This is a genomic window from Cerasibacillus quisquiliarum, from assembly GCF_014202495.1.
GTDB classification, from domain to species: Bacteria; Bacillota; Bacilli; order Bacillales; family Amphibacillaceae; genus Cerasibacillus; species Cerasibacillus quisquiliarum.
The window spans coordinates 490478-509700 of record NZ_JACHHA010000001.1; the positions used below are offsets into that span (position 1 = coordinate 490478).

Here is a 19223-nt window from a genome sequence, read left to right on the forward strand (position 1 = left end):
GTAGTTATCTTCTAATAATTTTATAAGAAGAGGACCTTAGCAGGCGTTTAAAAAAGATTTACAACAAGTCATCAATCAGGTTCGATGTCAAAATTTGTCACAATATATATAAAAATATCTAAAAATTCCATCTTGAAAAAATAATGGGAAATAGCTAAAATGAATAGCAATATTATTCTTTTAGGAGGGGTTTTTATTGAAAAAGGATTTCCTAACAACATCTATTTTATTACTCATTATTTCATTTCTAGTTGGTTGTTCATCGCATGAAAAAACAGAAATGAATCCAGATTATGCAGGAGTAGGTACTGAAATACCTGGTGGAATAGATGCTAGAATTGTACCTTTTGATTTCGAAGAGGCTGTAAAAGATGCTGATTTAATTGCTGAGGTAGAAATAAAGAGATTGATTAAGGAAGTGAAAGAAGAGCCAATTCCCTATACAGTATTTGCAACTCATATTATTCAAAAGATTGAGGGAGACGATATGAGGGCAGAAGTAACAATAAGACAAAATGGCGACAGTGAATGGCGTTTTAATGATAATAAAATGTTCAAGCCTGGAGAAAAATATGTTTTTTTCTTGAAAAAGACGGCAGCTAGTGAATCGGATTATTGGATTCTTGGTGAAGAAACAGGTATGTTCCAAGTTGCTTCGGATGATTACCTTATTAAATTATCTGATTCATTGGATGAATTTGCATCTTTAGAAGCTCATCCTAATGATCTTCAAAGTAATGACAAGGAAATAATTAATGATGTGACACAAATCTTGGATAAACAGAGTTTTATAAATAAAATAAAGGGTGAGTTAAAATGAAGATGATTAAAAAAGCAATTGATGTTGTGTCATTGATCTCGTTCCGCTTGGGTTAAATCGCATTTGATGTTCCAACGTTAAACAAATCGGCCTCATTGAAGCGGGTTATATCGCAATGTGCTCTGCAATGATAAACAAATCTATCAATCAGAGATGATTTACATGACATTAAGCTAATCAGTCCAGTAAAGATGTATTCAGACAAGAAAACTCCCCCGGAATTTTATGTTCTAATTAAGAATCAAAGCTGTCTTATCAACCATTAATTATATTTAATATAGATCTAATAAAGTCCGTCTTTTCTTCCGCGTATTGATGCTTATTACTTGGATTTGCTTGAGAAAGTTGAATTTTTAATTGTTCATATTCTATACGTGCTGCATCATTATTAATTAAATGGTTCCTAAACTTTAATTGCTCCATTAAATATTTATTCCCTTTTTCATACATATGGATTTGATGTGTTCTCGGTTCACCTTTATTAAAATAATATCTTTCAGGCAATACATTTTCTCGATATTTATATCCTAGTTTCTCTAATGGGGCAATACACTTTAGTCCATCTTCAAATCGTTCGAGTACAATAGCTATATCAATAATTGGCTTTGCTTTTAAGTGTGGAACGGCTGTACTACCGATATGCTGTATATCTATCATGTACTCGCCAATTAACTTTTCTATTAGTTTTTTTTCGTTCAAAAATGCTTCCTTCCATTCCTTTGTCCAAGAAACCAAAAAAACCTCTCCACGTGGTAATCCTAACATTTGAAAGCTCCCTTTGTGTAGATTTTAATGTAACTTTTAAATCGTCATATCATAACGCACCAATACTTAGTATTTCCTTTTTAATACAGTTAAAATAATTGCTTGCAGAATCATTAAACCTGTAAGAAAAAACCAAATGGTTAATTTATAAGTATCGTAACTCATTTTAGCTATTAGCTCATTATATAGATTAATAGCCATCCTAAAGGTATTAAAGGAAATGCAATACCATATGATTTATCCGCGTTCGTCTTTACTTCCTTCACTCCACGTAAATTTTAATGAAGAAAATACAGCAATAAAGAATGTTAGTAGAAGAATCGTCATTGTATTTGATGACAATGTGTTATATGAAGATGTGACAGTGAATGACTTACAACGGATTATTGCTCCGTGTTATCGCCGATGGGATGAGATACAATTTCGCTACTATACGGATTTATTTGCCATTCCACTTCAGAAAAAAATAAAAACCTTCTCAAAAGGGATGAAAATGAAAGTATCACTCGCAATAGCTTTTTCTCATCATGCTGAATTACTTATATTTGATGAGCCGACAGCGGGAATGGATCCGATTTTTCGCCGGGAATTTTTAGATATCCTTCATGATTTCATGTTAGATGAAAATAAAACGATTTTCTTTTCGACACATATAACGAGTGATTTAGCCCGTATTGCTGATTATATTTCGTTTATTCATGATGGGCAGCTTATTTTTTCTAAGGAACTACATGCAGTTGAAGAAGAATATGCCATTGTCCGTGGGCCATTGGATTTATTAGATGTAGAAACAGAAAAGTACTTTGTTTCAGTCAAGCGAACAGGAGCAGGATTTGAAGCTTTGACATCTAATCGACAATCGGTAGAAAAGGTATTTTCAGATGAAGCTCTTATTGAAGAAGCAACTTTAGAAGATGTGATGTATTACGTTAAAAGGAGGGCGAGCGGTGTTTCACTTAATTAAAAAAGATTTAATCATACAGAAGCACCTACTTTTGCTTTACTTGATCATGTTGACTATTTTTATTTATTTTCAAAATAGTTCTGTATTTATTATTGTTTTAATAAGTGCCATCATGACTCTGAATTCATTTTACTATGATGATTTTTTCAATGCACATAAGTTAATGAATGCTTTACCTTTTACCCGGAAGGAGCTTGTTAGTGCGAAATTCATTGGGATTATTGTTTTCACTTCCGCAACAATGATTGTTTTTATGATCGTTAGCTCGATTCTTAATGGGGGAATCGTTTTACTAGCTTGGCAGTGGATCGTTTTTAGTTTAGCTTTAGCGATGTTTTACGGGGCTTTATACATCCCGCTTATTTATAAATTGGCAAACCAAAATTTGATTAGTATTTTCTTGTTTATTTATGTTGTGACGGCCATATTAATTCCATCGATTTTAGATTATATAAATGAATATTTTCCTAACATCATTCTATTTTTCTATCATTTACCAGATAGTCAATTATACAGTTTATTATTATTGATTAGTGTTATTTTCTACCTCTTGTCATGGAGGTTATCAATAAAAATTTATGAAGAAAAGGAGTTGTAATCGCACGTGTCTAATATTTTAGAAGTCGACGGTTTAAGGAAAGTGTATGCTAAATCCCAATTTGTCTTAAAAGATATTGATTTTTCAATCCCGTATGGATCGATTGTCGGGTTTATTGGAGAAAATGGAGCGGGTAAAACGACAACAATGGGAGCTATTCTTGGCACATTGAAAAAAGACCGTGGAGCCATCACCATTTTTGGAAAAAAAGTGGATGTTACAAAGCCAAAAATAAGAGAAGATATAGGCGTTGTGTTTGATGACATGAATTTTTCCAGTCATTTGAATGTCGATCAATTAGCAAAAGTGATGAAAAATATTTATCAGCAGTGGGATAACGACAAATACAATCATTATATTCAACTTTTTTCGCTACCAAAAAAGCAAAAAATAGCAGGTTTTTCTAGAGGTATGTCGATGAAATTATCGATAGCAGTTGCTTTATCACATGGTGCAAAATTATTAATTCTGGATGAAGCAACAGCTGGATTAGATCCTGTAGCAAGAGATGACATTTTAGAGGTATTTATAGACTTTGTAAAAGATAAAGACCATGCGATTTTTTTATCGTCACATATAACGAGTGATATCGAAAAAATAGCGGATGAACTGATATTTATTAAAAATGGCGAGATTATTTTAAAAGTAAACAAGGACGAATTGCTTCATAACTATGCCATTGTTCAGTGCCGTTCTGACACATTTCATGAAATAAACGAAGATGATGTGTTAGCTTATATAACAAAAGATGAAATGCTCAATGTACTCGTTTCAAATAAGCACGGTTTACCAAGAGGTTGCCAGATCAGCGATTTTACGATTGATGATATTACATTATTGCTTATGAAAGGAGAAAACAATGAAAGGACTCATTCTTAATAATTTGTACACAGTAGAAAAAGGTATTAAGTCTTCTATAGGATTAACGATATTGGCCATTAGTTTACTTCTTTTTACACAAAATCCAGTGGCATTAAGGGTAGCCGCTTTTTTACCGTTTTTATTAATACCTGTCAATGCATTTGAAGTATTAAAACATGATGATAAGTCTGGCTGGAGTAAATTTGAGCTTACATTGCCAGTAGAAAGACATAAAATTATTCAGAGTAAATATATAACATTCGTATTATTGTTTTCTATGAGTTTAGTTTTAACGTTTGTCCTGTTTTATTTTGTTCATACATTCTTATATCCAACATTTACAAATACATTTTTTAACTTTTTGTTACGTGGTATGGGTGGCATTTTGGCTATTGCTGCGTTACATTATCCGTTGACTTACTTATTAGGAACAGAAAAATCAGATACGATTACGATAAGCAGTATGGGATTCTGTTTTGGAATGTTTTTTATTGTTTTTATGCTTTTAGAACTTGTTATTGGAACGGTTGATGGTTTCGATGGGATTTTTTCAGTTACATTTTTTGCTGTGTCTATTGTGCTTTTTATCGTCTCGTATTTTGTTTCATATATGATTTATAAAAATAAAGAATTTTGATAAGTAAGGGGGTGGACGTCATATGTCCGAGCAAAATTCAAAAGAGCATCGTCCAGACCAAGTGAGAAAAAATCGCTATGGTTGGTTGATTTATCTATTCGCCTTTTTAATATTACAATTTGTTTTCTATTTATTAGATGATTATACAGGTTGGCATATTTTTAATTTGAACCCTTTTGGTGAAAAAGTAGTGTCCTTTATAAACCCATTGATCGGTTGGTTTCAAGTTTATGATACACCACAATTTAATGTGATTACCGTTGTCTGGGGATTTGTTATAATGATTTATGGGGTGTATACAGTCTCTAAATCCATAAAACAAAGTATAAAAAGCCCTTAATTAACAAAAGGTACCGAACTAAAATTGATAGAGAATATTAACTACTCATAGGCCTTACATAAGATAGTGAGGTCTATTCATTTTTCTTTAATGTTAATCAAAAAACACTCATTACTACGACAAAATATCTTGTTATTCGATCGTTCCCACTATACATCATTTCAAGGGTGTAATGCACCCGCTAGTGAAAGAATAGGGAATAAATGATAAAACCTGCTATGATTAAAAGAAATAGTATCCCAGTTCCTTTCCACCCCAAAACACCAACTGGGTCATCCGAAAAGTTGCCGATATTTGAATGATCGAATACATTATCTATATTACGATTTGTGTTCTTTTTAAGTTCTTTTTGTTTTAAGTTTTCACGCCTATAAGTGGTACTATTTTTACCTTCGCTCAATTAAAATCCCTCCAATTATATTTCAATTCGTATCTAAAGTAATCTGCTTCCTTAAATCAATATTTTCTTTATATTATATAACGGTTCTCATGAGTAATGGCTTTAAAGCTATATTACATACAAAACACCTACACTCGCAACAAACAGTTGTTCATGGTAAACTGAATCTTATCAGATAGGTGGAGGTTTGGTGCATGTTAATCAATCAATTAAAAGAGGCACCTAAAAGCCGACTCATTTTTTATAGCATCGTTATTGTAAGTTGCCTCTTATCTTTTATTTTTGTTTATCATAATCATTCACTTTATGATCGACCAATTGTGAAAGTTGTTGAGACAATAATAATAGATACAGAGACAACAGTCGATGGATTACAAAATAAGGATGAACGCTTTACACAGAAAATAGAGGCTGTCGTTCAAAACGGTGAACATAAGGGAAAAACAATTTATTTAACGAATGAATATTCATCATCAGGTGCTTATGACCAAGCATATAAACGAGGACACGACTTATTTGTAAAGATTGTCCAAACAGAAGATGGATTATTAACTGGTCATATTATGAATGTAAAACGTGATAAATATGTTGTCATAACGGCATGGGTTTTTATTTTTACACTTCTCTTGATAGGTAGGAAGCAAGGTTTGTTTTCAATGGTGAGTTTAGGTATTAACATTGTTCTATTATCACTCGTCCTTGATTATTATGTGAAAAATCCCCAATCAAACTTATTATGGCTCAGTGCGCTGATGGTTGTTTTATTTACGGTCATTTCATTGTTATTTGTGAGTGGCTTGAATGATAAAGCATATGCCGCGATTGTGACTACTTTAGTTGGCACATTTTCGTCTTTATTTATTACATATGTTGTTTTATCGATAACCTCTGATAGTGGGATTTATTATGAAGGCATGTCTTTTTTAACGCGTCCTTATCGATTAATCTTTTTGGCTGGGTTATTCATTGGCTCACTCGGCGCTGTGATGGATGTTGCGATTACAATGTCGTCTTCCATCTTTGAGTTGTATGAAAAGAATAAAGATATATCTGTAAAGCAGCTTAAAGAAACGGGACTGGAAATCGGAAGAGATGTGATGGGGACGATTACGAGTATTTTATTTTTTGCTTATGTGAGTGGTTCACTTCCGATGCTTATTTTATATTTGAAAAATGGCGTTCCTTTTGGATTTACGCTTTCGATGAATCTTTCATTAGAAATTGCGCGAGCTTTAGCAGGAGGCATTGGTGTTGTCTTAACGATACCGATTAGCTTGTATACAGCTATTTTCTTCGTTCAGCGAAAGAGGGCGAATATATGAATGCAATTGGACTATTATCGGTTATTTTATTTACATTAATGGCTTTTGTCGGTGGCAGACAGGGCGTACGTTCATTTGTTGCATTATTGTTAAATTTACTTGCTGTTATTTTAACAGTATTTTTCATGTTGAATACTTCCATTAATCTGCTAATCATTACATTGATCGCATGTGTCTTGATTAGTTGTATCAATCTCTTTTTTATCAATGAAATAAATGACAAAACAATAGCAGCATTTCTTGCGACAATTATTACCGTTACCATCTTACTTCTCTTTATCCATTTGGTGACAAAGTATGCGCTAATTCAAGGTTTTAGTGAAGAAGAAACAGATGAAATCAGTGGGTATTCTCTATATATCGGTATAGATTTTGTTAAAATCGTTACATCTGTTATCATTATGAGTACGATTGGTGCGATTATGGACGTAGCCATATCGATATCATCATCACTTCATCACTTGTTAAGGTTAAATCCGTTACTTAATAAAAAAGAATTATTCCAATCTGGCTTAAATATTGGGCGTGATATCTTAGGAACAGATGCGAATACGATATTTTTTGCTTTTTTTGGTGGTTATTTAGGACTACTTATCTGGTTTAAAGATTTAGAGTATTCTTTTGGCGAGATTGTCAACTCGAAAGTGTTTAGTGGAGAGATGATGACTATCTTTTGTGCAGGTATTGGTATTGCGCTTATCATTCCAATTTCTTCCTGGATAAGTACGTTTATATTAATGAGGGATAAGGAAAAGAGCACGTCCAACAATTGAGTGTGATGTAAGGGTTATTGAAATAATGGCCTTATATTAAATAACGTGGAGAAAGAGAAATCTTTTCTCCACGTTTTGATTTATGTAAATCCTACGATTAGACTAAAGTTTTATGGAATCGGATTTCAATGTACGTCCCTTCGCCAAAGTTATATGACATAAGCCTATCCGAGACAACCTCATCAGATCTCGCTTAGCTACAATTTGTCGGAAGTTTTAATAGTTGTTTACGACATCCATCTTAAGCCTTTTGGGAAGTGATTTTTCATCAATTGATTCGATAATTTGCCCCAGCCTAATGAATATCCATCAACGGTAATTAGATTCCAGCCATTTTCACCTTGTACTCGGAATGCTTCGCCTTTTAAGTAAGCCAGGATATCGTGGGAATCACTGGAAAAATTGACATGGTGTTTAACTTCATTAGCTTTTAAACTTAATGCGAGTGCATGAGAAGGTTGAAAACGATTTTTCTTATTAGTTCCCAAATGCCAACCGGGTCGGATAACTTTTAAATGATCCATCAGAATCATCTCAGATGGTACGATATAAAGGTCATCGCCAAATAAGATGAATGTTCCTTTCGGTATTGTTCGAAGGTTTTCTTTAGCAAAGGTCAAATAATCTTTAAGACGATTTTTATTTTTAATCGGTCGTAATTGTTTATATTTATGTTGCTCTCGTGCGCCATTCTTTCGTAGTACAGCTATAAAATGTCCTTCACCTTTGATATGGTGTGGCCATAATCGAATCGTATGTTCGATACCTTTAACAGGCCCATCGACCCAATGTGAACGTCCAGAACTAAATTGATCATAAACATCTATTCGTTCAATTTCAAAATTTGGATGGTCTTTTACAAATTGATTAATAAGTTGTTCATTTTCTTCTGGAGAGAAAGTGCAAGTTGAATAGACAAGCTGTCCTTCTGTTTTTAACATTTGACATGCTTGATCTAATATATTTTTTTGACGTCTTGCACATGCTTCAACATAATTTAAACTCCATTCATCACAGGCGAGAGGATTTTTTCGAAACATACCTTCACCAGAACAAGGTGCATCCACTAAGATGCGATCGAAAAAGCTTGGAAATCTTTTGGCGAGACGTTCAGGTGTTTCATTCGTTACAACAGCATTTCGAATCCCCATACGCTCGACGTTTTGTGAAAGAATACGAGCACGTGAAGGGTGAATGTCATTTGCGACGAGCAAGCCTTGTTGCTTCATATATTGTGCTATATGTGTTGTTTTTCCTCCGGGAGCGGCTGATAAGTCAAGAATTTTTTCCCCTGGTTGTGGCGTCATCACTTCAACAACTGCCATAGCACTTGGTTCTTGAATATAGTACAGTCCAGCTTCATGATAAGGATGTTTGCCTGGACGTTCTTCATGATTGTAATAAAAACCAACATCCACCCAAGGTATTTGCTTTAAAGCGAAGGAGGTCAAGTTTAAAAAATCCTCTTTTTTAATTTTTAATGTATTTAGACGTAAACCATTTGTTTGCTTGTCGTTATACGTAGTGATAAACGGTTCGAATTCTTCATTTAATAGATCTTTCATTTTAACTAAAAAGTCATCTGGTAACTGCACTCTATTCACCTCTAAAAAATATCGCATTGCCAATGAATAGTATAGCGTTTAGAGAATGAACAGGCAATGGTTGTTATTTTTATGTTTTATTTTACGATTATATACTTATTCTATAATTGAGATATGACTTGAATGACCCCAACTAATACCGCTCCTGTAAGTGGAATACTCCGAAACAACTTTAACCCGAATGAGGTCTCGTGAAATTTGTCGAGTGGATTTTGTGTTGGTGATGCCAAGTAACGAATCAAACGTTCCCATTTAGGCGTTCTAAATTGTAATTTTTCTCTCGGTATGTGCACATGATATTCGTCGAGCCACTTTTTTAAGTTATCATCTTCGAATTCATTTTTTGACATTAAAATCCTCCTTCAATTGTTCTTTTAATATTTTAATTGCATGATATAATCGTGACTTTACGGTGCCAATTGGAACACCAAGAATTTGCGCTATTTCATCTTGTGGTAAGTCTGCATAATATGCTAATAAAATAACAGCGCGGTGCTTTTCGGACAAGCGAGCAATGGCTTGTTGAATGACTAATTTCTCATCCGTAGAAAATGTAGGTGTTGGAGTGGGTACCAGAAAAGGTAAAATCGAACGCCATTTTTTTCGACGGTTTAATTTATTTATTAGTAGTCGGTATGCAATCTGGAAAAGATATGCTTTTACCGTACCCTTATGCTGATTATAATGATGCTTTTTCTTTTGTAATACTTCAAACGTGTCATGAACGATGTCAATACTGAGTTGTTCTTCACGAGTATATCTGTAGAGAAAAGAATATAATGTCTCGTATAGTCGTTCATACAACACAGTTAATCCTCTTATATCACCACTTTGATAGACTTTCATCCATTCTTCATTCGTTCTCATTAGTCGCATCCTTCATATGGGCTTTGATTGCTTTTAAAGTCATGGTCACACGTGAAACGAGATAACAAATAGTAACAATAACCCATGCTTGTGATTGATTTGTAAAGAATTGAACGAAAGGATTTTCAATCGTTTCTCCAGACGATAGAAGGAAATTCAATGCTTGCACACAAATAATGGTATAAATCGCGACAATTAATGTTAACGTATCGAACACATTCCAACGCAAAAGAATTTTTGTCTTTTTATAGTTGATTTTTCGATTCTCTCGTACAATATATTTTCGATCCATTGGAATGACAATCATTAGTATCACGATTATCCAAATTCCTGTAACAATTAAGGATATAATCCAACCTATATCCATTGTTCCCACCTACTTTTGATATATTTTTTTCGCAAATAAACTGAGTACAAAGCTAAAGAATAATAAAATAATTGCATATTGACCATAAGATAACCACATCTCATGTATTATATTGAGTTGATATTGTAACATATCATTTAAATACAACATTGGATTCCAACTAAGAAAAATATAATAGTCTTGTGGATTTTTCCCACTAATTGTTAAAAACATGGCTGGCATTGTAATTGAAAACATGAATATAATCAAAATCGGAACAAGCATGCTTTGTGCAACATTTCCATTCTTGAAGATACCTGCTAAGATAAAACTGGTTGGATAAAATGCTAGAAATACAAAATTACATACTAATAGTATAATGAAAAAGGATGGTAATGAAATGTGAATCAATAGAGCATATGCTAGTAAAGTAGCAACTAATGAGACATTCATTAATAGGAAAACACCAATCCCCATACCGAAATAATAGGTAAATGGAGACACATTCGTTCGTTTTAACCAATGGTATGTTTTGTTGGCTTTTAAATCTGCTAAATAGATTGTTGCTCCTGACAGAGAAAATGTAAAAAGAAGCATCATCAATGAAATGGGTAAGAATTGTCCTTTTATCAAATAGTCTACCGTATCTGGATTGTTTATTAAACTGATTTTGGATATCCAGGAACAAATAATAAATATGAATGCTGGCAATAAGTTTCCAAAAAGTATACCACGGTTTCGAACTTGTTCTAAGATAAAACTTCGTGCAATTTGATTGGTCATTTCTTATACCCTCCTAACACTTGCCCCGTTACTTCAAAATAAATGCCTTCGATTCCTGGAAAAGTAGTCTGCTTATACTTCTTTTTCAAATCACTCATTGTGCCTTGTTCCATAATTTTTCCATTTTGTAAAATCAGTATGGAATCAAACAAATCTTCAAAACCTGCAATCTCATGGCTAATAATTATGAATAAACGATCTTGGTGTATTTGATTTTTTATAAATTCAGCAAGGACTTGTTTCCGTTGCAAGTCTAAAGTTGCAAAAGGTTCATCAAGAATGATGATTTTTTTATTTAATAAAAATGCCAGAATAATAGAGAGTGTTTTTTGTTGTCCGCCTGATAGATTTTTTATAAGCGTTTGTTCAAATGATGAAACATTCAATAATGTGTAAAGTTCATTGATATCGTATGGATTTACAATTAGACGTTGGAATAATTGGATGACCTCTCGTACTTTTAAATGTGGATAACTATTAAAAAATTGATATTGTAAAGCGACGATGTCCGATACATTAGTGGATGAGTTATGCCACTGAATTGAACCACTTTCATATCCCTCATCACCTGCAATACATTTTGCTAAAGTAGATTTCCCAGCACCATTTGCTCCGAGTAGTAAATAACATTTTCCTTCTTCAAATGTTGCTGAAACTTCGTCCAAGACAGTATTGGTGTCATATTTTTTTACAAGGTTTTCTATTTGCAGCATATTATTTGTCTCCTTTCTATTTTGGTCTTCACTAACTATACAAACGACGAAGAAGAAACGTTCAATTTAATTTTAAAAATGAATAAAGAGCCTTGATTTTTAAATTTTTAGTACATATAATGAGATACAATTATAGGTGTTACAGCGAATATTTGAAGAATTTAAAAATCAAAATGCTAATGATAGAAATATATTGGAAGAGCAACGGTTAGAAGATGTGTAAATAGAATGGTGGAGAGGAACACTATGCGGTTTATTTTGAAGACCCAGATCGAATAAAAGTTGAATTGGTAGCGCCTCACTAGGATAAATGAAATACTTCAACTATAGAAAATATACCTTCAACACCATATAAAAAAGCTTCCAAAACAATATATCGAGAAGCATGATTACTAAGCTGTTTCTTAGATGAAAAACATTTCAGAAAATGTATAATGATATTAAGCTATATTCAACAAAGAAAGGTCATATAAATTCCTATAGTGAATGTATGAGTAAAGAGGTGAGATAAAAGTAAAGGGTGGTATCTTAAATTAGTTTTTGTAATATTATAATATCGAGCGGAGGAATCGAAAAATGAATAAAAAGCTTTTAACTGTTTTAGTTATTGCTTTAATCGCTACTGCGCTTAAATTGCCTTCCTATGATGCCGAAGAATCGGATAAACAAACTGAATTAGACACACAGAGGATCGTTATATCAAATGATAAAGCAGATAAGCATCAAGAAATCACGAATGAAGAGCTAGAAGATCTGACATTAATAGCTGAAAGTGAAGGGATTACTTTAGAGGAAGCGATTGAGCGTTTCGGTTGGCAGAGTGATTTTGTCCGTGTAGCGAATGATCTAGAAGAAATTTATCCTGATACATTTACTGGAGCTACTTTCAATGAAAATAGAGGAGCATGGTTCGGATTTAAAGGAGAGATTCCTAAAGCAGCCATTGATTTAGTGAATCAATTACCTGGTCATAGCGAGATCGTAGGTCGAATTGGTTATTCTGAATCGGAATTGGAAAAAGAACGAGACATTATTCACGATAAGGTTTATCAGCTTGATAACATTGTAGATGTTAGTAGCCATTATGATATCGGAAACGGTGTTATTTTAGTCGAACTTCAATTAATAGATTCTTTATCACCTCATGAACGGAAACAAATCATGGAAAAACTCATGCAAATTCAACCAAAAAGCAAATCCATCTCTGTTGAATATGAATTAGTTGAACGGCTCGAAAGTGGAAATGATAATGATATATAAAAGTTAAATTAACTTTAAGAAACCGGAATAAGTCATGTAGCCCGCTTTATTAAAGAACGATTCGGTCCGTATTACCTTTGGGCACAAGCATTTTTTATGATGTATGTGAATGATAAGTCGGGAATGTTTTTCGTGCCGATGACACAGTTTTTATTGGTTACTAGTGGGAGTTTTATTTTATTCTTTGCTCTTGGGTTATTTACATTTTTTCGGAAATCAATTTCTTGAATAGCATAGCAAGTGATTTTATTTTTTTATATAGATGAAAGCGGGATGTTGAAAGGCATCTGAAATGAAATAAGCGGAGAAAGTTTTGAGGATCTCCGCTGTTTTATTTCCTTATATTTTTATAGATCTGACGGTGTTTTATGTTTTGCCCAACGGGGCACCATCCATTATATACAAGTCTGATTTATCGAAGTGTATTACATTGGATTGACAGCTTCAATGCGTTATAAGTCTCTCTTAATAAAGCGTACGACTCGTTGCTGAGTCTCATTTAGTGCTTTTTGCCATTCATGTAAGGCGGTTACATGTTTTTTCTCTAAGGTTTTTACTAACCCTCGAATGGCAACGGTATGTTCTTCTTAATGCTTCCAAAACTCACACTCATCTAATACCCTTAAAGGCATCTGATTTCCATAATAAAATTGCATATCTCAATATCATCCCTATTTATGATTTCTTTTAAGCTGTATTCACAGATCAAGAGGAGTATGAATGAACTTGTTTTGTCAGGGAAATTGCTTGCCCCCATGTCCGCATTATCACCAGAAAAGCACCCCGTTCTGTGAGCGGAATCAGTGATGGGCTTGATGCATATACGTCCAGTTGTTTGAATCGATGAGTTCGTCTATTGTAACTTCTAAATCTCCACCTAGATAGACGGTATTTCCCTCCATAGCAATAACCATGGCTTCGATGACAGGGTCACTATCATTTTTTTGGTATATATCACCGATTTTCGGTGTTCGTGATTCAGGCATAAATGTGTCTTTTGTACGCTCTTGATGGGCGTCATCAGAATCAGGAACTTGTTTATCAATAATCGTAGCATTTTCGGCTAGTCCAGGTTCCATCACCCAATATTCATGATGCTTAATGCCATTTGATTTATGACTGATGATTCCTTCTTCTTCAATGATAGAAACCATTTCAATCGCATGGAGATAATGGCGGTCAAGTGAATCAGGGCGTGGTTTAATGACTAAAATATAGTCCCCAACTTTTGCTCGTACATCCTTGTTTAGAGTATAGCGCGTATGATTACATACAAAACTGTCGAGATGTTTTGGTTTATATAAATCAATTTCTTTAGCTGTCGCGAGTTGTTGCTCTAAATCTTCCAGGCGAATAAGGTGAACGGATTGTCTATAAAAGGGTTTCACTGAGTAAACTTTGTGTAATTTGTTTTGATAATATACAAATTGTCCTTTTCTGACATTAATCAGTTTCATTGTGATGTTCCCTCCATTTAAAATACTTTCCTATTTTTCTTTATAATTTGTTCGTCTTTTAATCCTTTATGAAGAGAGATCATGATGAATATTAAAATAAACACAAACGGAAATGCAGATACAATGGATGCTGTTTGTAAAGCATTCAAACCACCTGACCATAGTAGAACCGCAGCAGCTGCGGCTTGGACTAATCCCCAAATGATTTTAACGTGTAAAGGAGGATTTAGCATGCCATTTGTTGTCTGCATGCCGATTACAAACGTTGCAGAATCCGCTGATGTAACAAAAAAGGAAGCGATTAGTATAATGGATACAATTGTAGCGATTGTACTTAGAGGTAAATGCTGTAATGTCGCAAATAGTGCAATTTCCGTGTTTTCTCCAAAATTCATTGCTTCCCAAATACCACCTTCACCAAACATTTCAATATGAATACCTGTACCACCAAAGATTGAAAACCATAACGCACAGAATAACGTAGGAACGGCTAATACCCCGAAGACAAACTCTCGAATAGTCCGGCCTTTTGACACTCGAGCAATAAATGTACCAACAAATGGAGACCAAGCAATCCACCAAGCCCAATAAAAAATGGTCCAACCTTGAATCCACTCACTGTTTTCCTGATCAAAAGGTGATAGCCGGAAGCTCATCCGTGGCAAGTATTCTACATAATTACCTAAGGATGTTGTAAAAAGGTTCAATAAAAATGTCGTCGGTCCCATGAATAGGAAGAAAAGCATAAGCAAGATAGCCAAAACAATATTGGCATTACTTAACCACTTAATTCCTCTCCCAAGTCCTGAAATAACCGATAACATGAATAAAATGGTCACTGCTACAATGATAATCAATTGGGCTATGAATCCATTCGGAATGTTTTCGTTTAGAAAATGAAAGCCACCATTTATTTGAATTGCCCCAAGACCTAAGGAAGTAGCAACACCAAACACTGTTGCAAAAACGGCAATCGTATCAATTATTTTACCGATCGGACCGTTGATACGATCTCCGAGTAAAGGATAAAAAATAGCACTGATTGTTCCAGGAGCCTCTTTTCTAAACTTGAAAAAAGCTAGTGCTAAGGCGATAACAGCATAAATACCCCATGGATGTAAACCCCAATGAAAATAGGAAAACCTCAATGCTGTTTCTGCTGCTTCAGGATGATTGCCGATATGATAAGGAGGAATGTAGAAATGTGAAATCGGTTCAGCGATGCTCCAAAACACAAGACCTATTCCCATCCCAGCACTAAAAAGCATAGCAAACCAGCTAAATGTACTATATTCAGGTTCATCATCGTCTTTACCTAGTTTTACATGACCATATTTTGAAAAGGCCAGAAAAATAGCAAATAAGAGGATAGCACTTGCGGTAATTAAGTAGAACCAACCAAATTTCTCTTGTAAAAATGTTTGGGTTGCTGTCGAGACTTTTTCGAGATTATTCGGAAGAAATGCTCCCCATAATATAAATAATATGGCAAGTGTGATTGAAATAAAAAAGACTGGACTTATTTTTCTCAAAGTTTGTTCCTCCTGTGGATGATATAACAAATATATGGACAAGACGATTAACTTATAAAGGAGTAAATGATGTAAAAAAAGCATTATTATGATTATCCTGCACTGAAATCATAGATAAATTCATGATTAATGAGTGCGTAAGAAAATTGAGAAGGAAGTGTATATGATCACTTGTAGCTAGTTTTTTTAGACGGATTAAAAAATATAGTATGAGATGAAGATAAAATAACAAAAAAACGGATATCCCGAAATAAGACACCCGCTTTGAGTTTTGTGAATATAGGTCCTGTTAAATGATGTCTCTTCATATTATTCGATATTTCCCTTACTCATATTGATACGAAGATAAGACCTAAGTAGCGTTATTTGTAGAAGAGATACGTACATGTGGTATAAAATGAGGCATATACCCATCATATATATCAAAATAAAAGCCATCTATTAACACAATAAAAGTTTTTGTTTACCTTCATAGACTCTTTACAATCATATGACCCATTCTAATAGGAATCAGATTTCAATCATGCTACTATGGAAATATCATTTAAATTCGTAAGAGGGGTTTTTACTTGGTTTACTTAATAAGTTTATTAGCAGGTATAATTGCTTCCTTTATTGGAAGCTTAGTCGGATTGGGTGGTGGAATGATTTTAATTCCACTCTTATTAGCACTTCATGAACATCATCCAGGTTTTGCTTGGGCAACGCCACATACGATTGTTGGGATTTCTTTGTTTTTAATTGTTTTTACAGCGCTCTCATCGACCATTTCTTATCTTAAACAACAACGTGTTGATAAGAAATCGGGGCTTCAATTTTTACTAGGTAGTATTCCAGGAGGGATATTTGGTTCATGGCTTAACCAGTTTGTTCCCGCAGAGAAGTTTACGTTATATTTCGGTTTACTAATGATAGTTATGTCATTGTTATTATTTATTAAACGACAAGAACAGGCACGACCAATGATTACGACTGGTTCAAAACGCGTATTTACGATAAATGGAGTGGAGTACCAATATGCTGTGAATAAGTGGTTCGCTATATCCATATCATTTATTGTCGGAGTATTATCTGGTTTATTCGGTATTGGTGGCGGAGCGATTATGGTGCCGACAATGATCCTCTTATTCGGCTTTCCAACACAAATAGCAACAGCGACATCGATGTTTATGATTTTTTTTGTTAGCTTATTTAGTGCGACGACACATGTGTTTTTAGGACATATTGATTGGCAATATGTATTTATTTTTATTCCAGCAGCATGGATTGGTGGCAAATTAGGTGCATATACAAATCAAAAATTAACAGGAAATGCGGTTCAGTGGATTTTAAGGATTATTCTTATTTTAGTAGGATTTCAATTAATTATAGAAGGGTTGAGCTAAGGTGATCGAAAGATGTTAGAACATATTCACATTTATTATACGAATGATTTTCATAGCCATTTTTCACAATGGTCACGTGTAGCGAACTTTTTAAAAGTAAAGAAAATCAAACATCAAATAGATGGTGAATCACATTATCTTATTGATATAGGTGATCATATGGATCGGGTACACCCCATCACAGAGGCGACTATGGGAAAGGCAAATGTCGAACTACTGAATGATTTAGCTTATGATGTTGTCACTTTTGGTAACAATGAAGGGATTACATTAGCTCGAGATGATTTTTTTGATTTATATAAAGAGGCAGAGTTTGATGTCGTTTGTGCAAATCTACATAGTAATGATGGGCCCGAACCGGATTGGTTAAAACGATATACAACATTTCAGTCAGTCGGTGGCGTAAAAATTGGCATGATAGGGTTAACAGTACCTTTCAATGACTTTTATCATTTATTAGATCTCCATGTGGAATCACCATTTGCAACACTCGAAAAATATATAAAAAAGGTAAAACAAGAAGTCGATTGCATTATATTGTTATCACATCTTGGTATTTCGGTTGATCGAAAAATTGCGAAACAGTTTCCAGAAATTGATGTCATTATTGGTGGTCATACACATCATTTGTTTAAAAGTGGAGAGTTGGTACATGAAACCCTTATAACGGCAGCTGGGAAAAATTGTTACTATGTTGGTGAAGTGCATCTTACATGGGATCATCAAATAGATGAGCTTTCTCATAAGGAAGCTTTTGCGACAGATGTATCACATATTCCTAAAGATTTAGCTACAGAAGAAAAGCTTCATCAATTAGATGTCAAAGCACGAAATATATTAGAAAAAGATATCGTTTATTTAAAAGAACCGTTGGAAGTGAGATGGTTTAGAGAAACAAAAATTATGCAACAATTAACTAATACTGTGAAAGAATGGACAAATGCGGATGGAGCGATGTTGAATGCAGGACTATTGTTAGAAGACTTTCATTCTGGATATATTACTTATGGTGATATACACCGTATTTGCCCGCATCCCATTAATCCATGTGTTGTCAGTATTTATGGTAGTGAATTAATCAAGGTTATCCATAAGACATTGAGCCGTTCATTTACTGAAATGAAATTGAAAGGATTTGGCTTTCGCGGAGAAGTTCTAGGAAAAATGATTTACTCTGATATCGCCTTTTCATCGATAGAGGATGAAATGGAAGGCTTCATCATATCCGATGTTACGATTGGTGGGAGAAAAGTACAAGAAAATATGACATACAATATTGCAACGGCTGATTCGTTTACATTTGGTGCATTATTACCTGAAATATCACAAGCGAAACAGAAAACTTACTTCTTACCGGAATTTTTACGGGATATTCTTTTAGAAACATTAGTGACTTATTATGGTGCAGATGATTAAGTGTATGAACAGTTCGCTCCCCTTTGTCATATAGTGTGTATTATGATAAAGGGGGATTTTTTATGATAACAATTAATCCACTTGATGTAGAAGGTATCATTTTTACAGCGATACGTGTTGAATTACCAAGAACGAATTTATTGATTATTGCAAATGAAATTGGCTATATCATGTGTGCTGCATTAGACGTTAACGTCTTAAATGAGCGGCTAAAAGAAAGACATGTGATTGCTGGCAGGGCAAATGGTGTTCGAACAATTGATGAGTTGTTACATGCACCGTTGGAGATGATAACAGATGCTTCAAAGGAATATGGTTGGGAAGTTGGTATGAATGGAAAAGACGCATTGTTAAAAATTGCATAAATTTTCTTCTAAACC

The 19223-nt window shown here is 34.0% G+C and carries 22 protein-coding genes and 2 pseudogenes; 13 read left to right on the forward strand and 11 right to left on the reverse strand.

Annotated elements, in window-relative coordinates; translation table 11 throughout:
* The first annotated feature begins 196 nt into the window (after positions 1–196).
* A complete protein-coding gene (locus tag HNQ35_RS02360) occupies positions 197–820 on the forward strand; it encodes a hypothetical protein (RefSeq protein WP_146934172.1) in 624 nt (207 codons plus the stop codon).
* 255 nt (positions 821–1075) lie between these two features.
* Here HNQ35_RS02360 and HNQ35_RS02365 read toward each other — a convergent pair whose 3' ends face one another.
* Positions 1076–1585: a GrpB family protein gene (locus tag HNQ35_RS02365; RefSeq protein WP_146934169.1), complete on the reverse strand. Its 510-nt coding sequence runs from the start codon at positions 1583–1585 to the stop codon at positions 1076–1078.
* A 220-nt stretch (positions 1586–1805) separates the two neighbouring features.
* Between HNQ35_RS02365 and HNQ35_RS02370 the strand changes: the two genes are divergently transcribed.
* Genes HNQ35_RS02370 through HNQ35_RS02390 form a run of 5 tightly spaced genes read left to right on the forward strand, consistent with a single transcriptional unit; the run spans position 1806 to position 4985 of the window.
* Complete coding sequence (locus HNQ35_RS02370) at positions 1806–2549, forward strand: ATP-binding cassette domain-containing protein (protein ID WP_146934166.1); 744 nt, start codon at positions 1806–1808, stop codon at positions 2547–2549.
* On the forward strand, positions 2533–3147 hold the full coding sequence (locus HNQ35_RS02375) for an ABC-2 transporter permease (protein ID WP_170226529.1): 615 nt from the start codon (positions 2533–2535) through the stop codon (positions 3145–3147). Before HNQ35_RS02370 ends, HNQ35_RS02375 begins: the two co-directional genes overlap by 17 nt.
* Positions 3148–3153: 6 nt before the next feature.
* Positions 3154–4026, forward strand: coding sequence for an ABC transporter ATP-binding protein (locus HNQ35_RS02380; protein ID WP_146934158.1), 873 nt, complete (start codon positions 3154–3156; stop codon positions 4024–4026).
* Positions 4007–4645 (forward strand): ABC-2 transporter permease, encoded by a 639-nt coding sequence (locus tag HNQ35_RS02385; protein ID WP_146934155.1) that lies wholly within the window; start codon positions 4007–4009, stop codon positions 4643–4645. Before HNQ35_RS02380 ends, HNQ35_RS02385 begins: the two co-directional genes overlap by 20 nt.
* Positions 4646–4667: 22 nt before the next feature.
* Positions 4668–4985 (forward strand): YfzA family protein, encoded by a 318-nt coding sequence (locus tag HNQ35_RS02390; RefSeq protein WP_146934152.1) that lies wholly within the window; start codon positions 4668–4670, stop codon positions 4983–4985.
* A gap of 181 nt (positions 4986–5166) precedes the next feature.
* Here HNQ35_RS02390 and HNQ35_RS02395 read toward each other — a convergent pair whose 3' ends face one another.
* Entirely contained in the window at positions 5167–5385 is a 219-nt protein-coding gene (locus HNQ35_RS02395) for a DUF6366 family protein (RefSeq protein WP_146934150.1), read from the reverse strand.
* A gap of 194 nt (positions 5386–5579) precedes the next feature.
* Between HNQ35_RS02395 and HNQ35_RS02400 the strand changes: the two genes are divergently transcribed.
* Together HNQ35_RS02400 and HNQ35_RS02405 are read left to right on the forward strand one after the other, a co-directional pair.
* A complete protein-coding gene (locus tag HNQ35_RS02400) occupies positions 5580–6707 on the forward strand; it encodes a YibE/F family protein (RefSeq protein WP_146934147.1) in 1128 nt (375 codons plus the stop codon).
* Positions 6704–7480: a YibE/F family protein gene (locus HNQ35_RS02405; RefSeq protein WP_146934144.1), complete on the forward strand. Its 777-nt coding sequence runs from the start codon at positions 6704–6706 to the stop codon at positions 7478–7480. Before HNQ35_RS02400 ends, HNQ35_RS02405 begins: the two co-directional genes overlap by 4 nt.
* Before the next feature lie 227 nt (positions 7481–7707).
* On the opposite strand, the gene HNQ35_RS02410 is transcribed toward HNQ35_RS02405, so the two are convergent.
* The 6 genes from HNQ35_RS02410 to HNQ35_RS02435 all read right to left on the reverse strand — a co-directional run bounded on the left by HNQ35_RS02410 (position 7708) and on the right by HNQ35_RS02435 (position 11793).
* Positions 7708–9075 (reverse strand): RsmF rRNA methyltransferase first C-terminal domain-containing protein, encoded by a 1368-nt coding sequence (locus HNQ35_RS02410; protein WP_146934141.1) that lies wholly within the window; start codon positions 9073–9075, stop codon positions 7708–7710.
* A 110-nt stretch (positions 9076–9185) separates the two neighbouring features.
* A complete protein-coding gene (locus tag HNQ35_RS02415) occupies positions 9186–9434 on the reverse strand; it encodes a hypothetical protein (RefSeq protein WP_146934137.1) in 249 nt (82 codons plus the stop codon).
* Positions 9421–9960 (reverse strand): RNA polymerase sigma factor, encoded by a 540-nt coding sequence (locus tag HNQ35_RS02420; RefSeq protein ID WP_174771651.1) that lies wholly within the window; start codon positions 9958–9960, stop codon positions 9421–9423. Before HNQ35_RS02420 ends, HNQ35_RS02415 begins: the two co-directional genes overlap by 14 nt.
* The gene (locus tag HNQ35_RS02425) at positions 9938–10318 is read right to left on the reverse strand and encodes a group-specific protein (RefSeq protein WP_146934134.1); all 381 of its coding nucleotides are present in this window, start codon (positions 10316–10318) and stop codon (positions 9938–9940) included. The genes HNQ35_RS02420 and HNQ35_RS02425 overlap by 23 nt, the downstream gene beginning before the upstream one ends.
* 9 nt (positions 10319–10327) lie before the next feature.
* The gene (locus HNQ35_RS02430) at positions 10328–11080 is read right to left on the reverse strand and encodes an ABC transporter permease (protein ID WP_146934131.1); all 753 of its coding nucleotides are present in this window, start codon (positions 11078–11080) and stop codon (positions 10328–10330) included.
* Positions 11077–11793: an ATP-binding cassette domain-containing protein gene (locus tag HNQ35_RS02435; protein WP_146934127.1), complete on the reverse strand. Its 717-nt coding sequence runs from the start codon at positions 11791–11793 to the stop codon at positions 11077–11079. The genes HNQ35_RS02430 and HNQ35_RS02435 overlap by 4 nt, the downstream gene beginning before the upstream one ends.
* A 230-nt stretch (positions 11794–12023) precedes the next feature.
* Here HNQ35_RS02435 and HNQ35_RS14565 point away from each other — a divergent pair.
* Positions 12024–12098, forward strand: a pseudogene (locus tag HNQ35_RS14565) (VOC family protein); the annotation flags it as partial.
* Positions 12099–12369: 271 nt separating this feature from the next.
* Complete coding sequence (locus tag HNQ35_RS02440; protein ID WP_146934124.1) at positions 12370–13053, forward strand: hypothetical protein; 684 nt, start codon at positions 12370–12372, stop codon at positions 13051–13053.
* 464 nt (positions 13054–13517) lie between these two features.
* On the opposite strand, the pseudogene HNQ35_RS14175 reads toward HNQ35_RS02440, so the two are convergent.
* The 3 genes and pseudogenes from HNQ35_RS14175 to HNQ35_RS02450 form a co-directional block, all read right to left on the reverse strand.
* A pseudogene (locus HNQ35_RS14175) lies at positions 13518–13709 on the reverse strand (DUF2935 domain-containing protein); the annotation flags it as partial.
* Between the two features lie 144 nt (positions 13710–13853).
* Entirely contained in the window at positions 13854–14510 is a 657-nt protein-coding gene (locus HNQ35_RS02445) for a hypothetical protein (RefSeq protein WP_146934121.1), read from the reverse strand.
* A 17-nt stretch (positions 14511–14527) separates the two neighbouring features.
* Positions 14528–16042, reverse strand: a complete 1515-nt coding sequence (locus tag HNQ35_RS02450) for a glycine betaine uptake BCCT transporter (RefSeq protein ID WP_146934118.1) — start codon at positions 16040–16042, stop codon at positions 14528–14530.
* A 569-nt stretch (positions 16043–16611) separates the two neighbouring features.
* Between HNQ35_RS02450 and HNQ35_RS02455 the strand changes: the two genes are divergently transcribed.
* From HNQ35_RS02455 to HNQ35_RS02465, 3 genes are all read left to right on the forward strand, one after another.
* Positions 16612–17427 carry a sulfite exporter TauE/SafE family protein gene (locus HNQ35_RS02455; protein WP_146934115.1) on the forward strand — a complete coding sequence of 272 codons (816 nt, stop codon included), beginning with the start codon at positions 16612–16614 and terminating at the stop codon, positions 17425–17427.
* A 12-nt stretch (positions 17428–17439) separates the two neighbouring features.
* Positions 17440–18843: a bifunctional metallophosphatase/5'-nucleotidase gene (locus HNQ35_RS02460; RefSeq protein WP_146934112.1), complete on the forward strand. Its 1404-nt coding sequence runs from the start codon at positions 17440–17442 to the stop codon at positions 18841–18843.
* 62 nt (positions 18844–18905) lie between these two features.
* Entirely contained in the window at positions 18906–19208 is a 303-nt protein-coding gene (locus HNQ35_RS02465) for a YunC family protein (protein ID WP_146934109.1), read from the forward strand.
* The last annotated feature ends 15 nt before the right edge of the window (positions 19209–19223 follow it).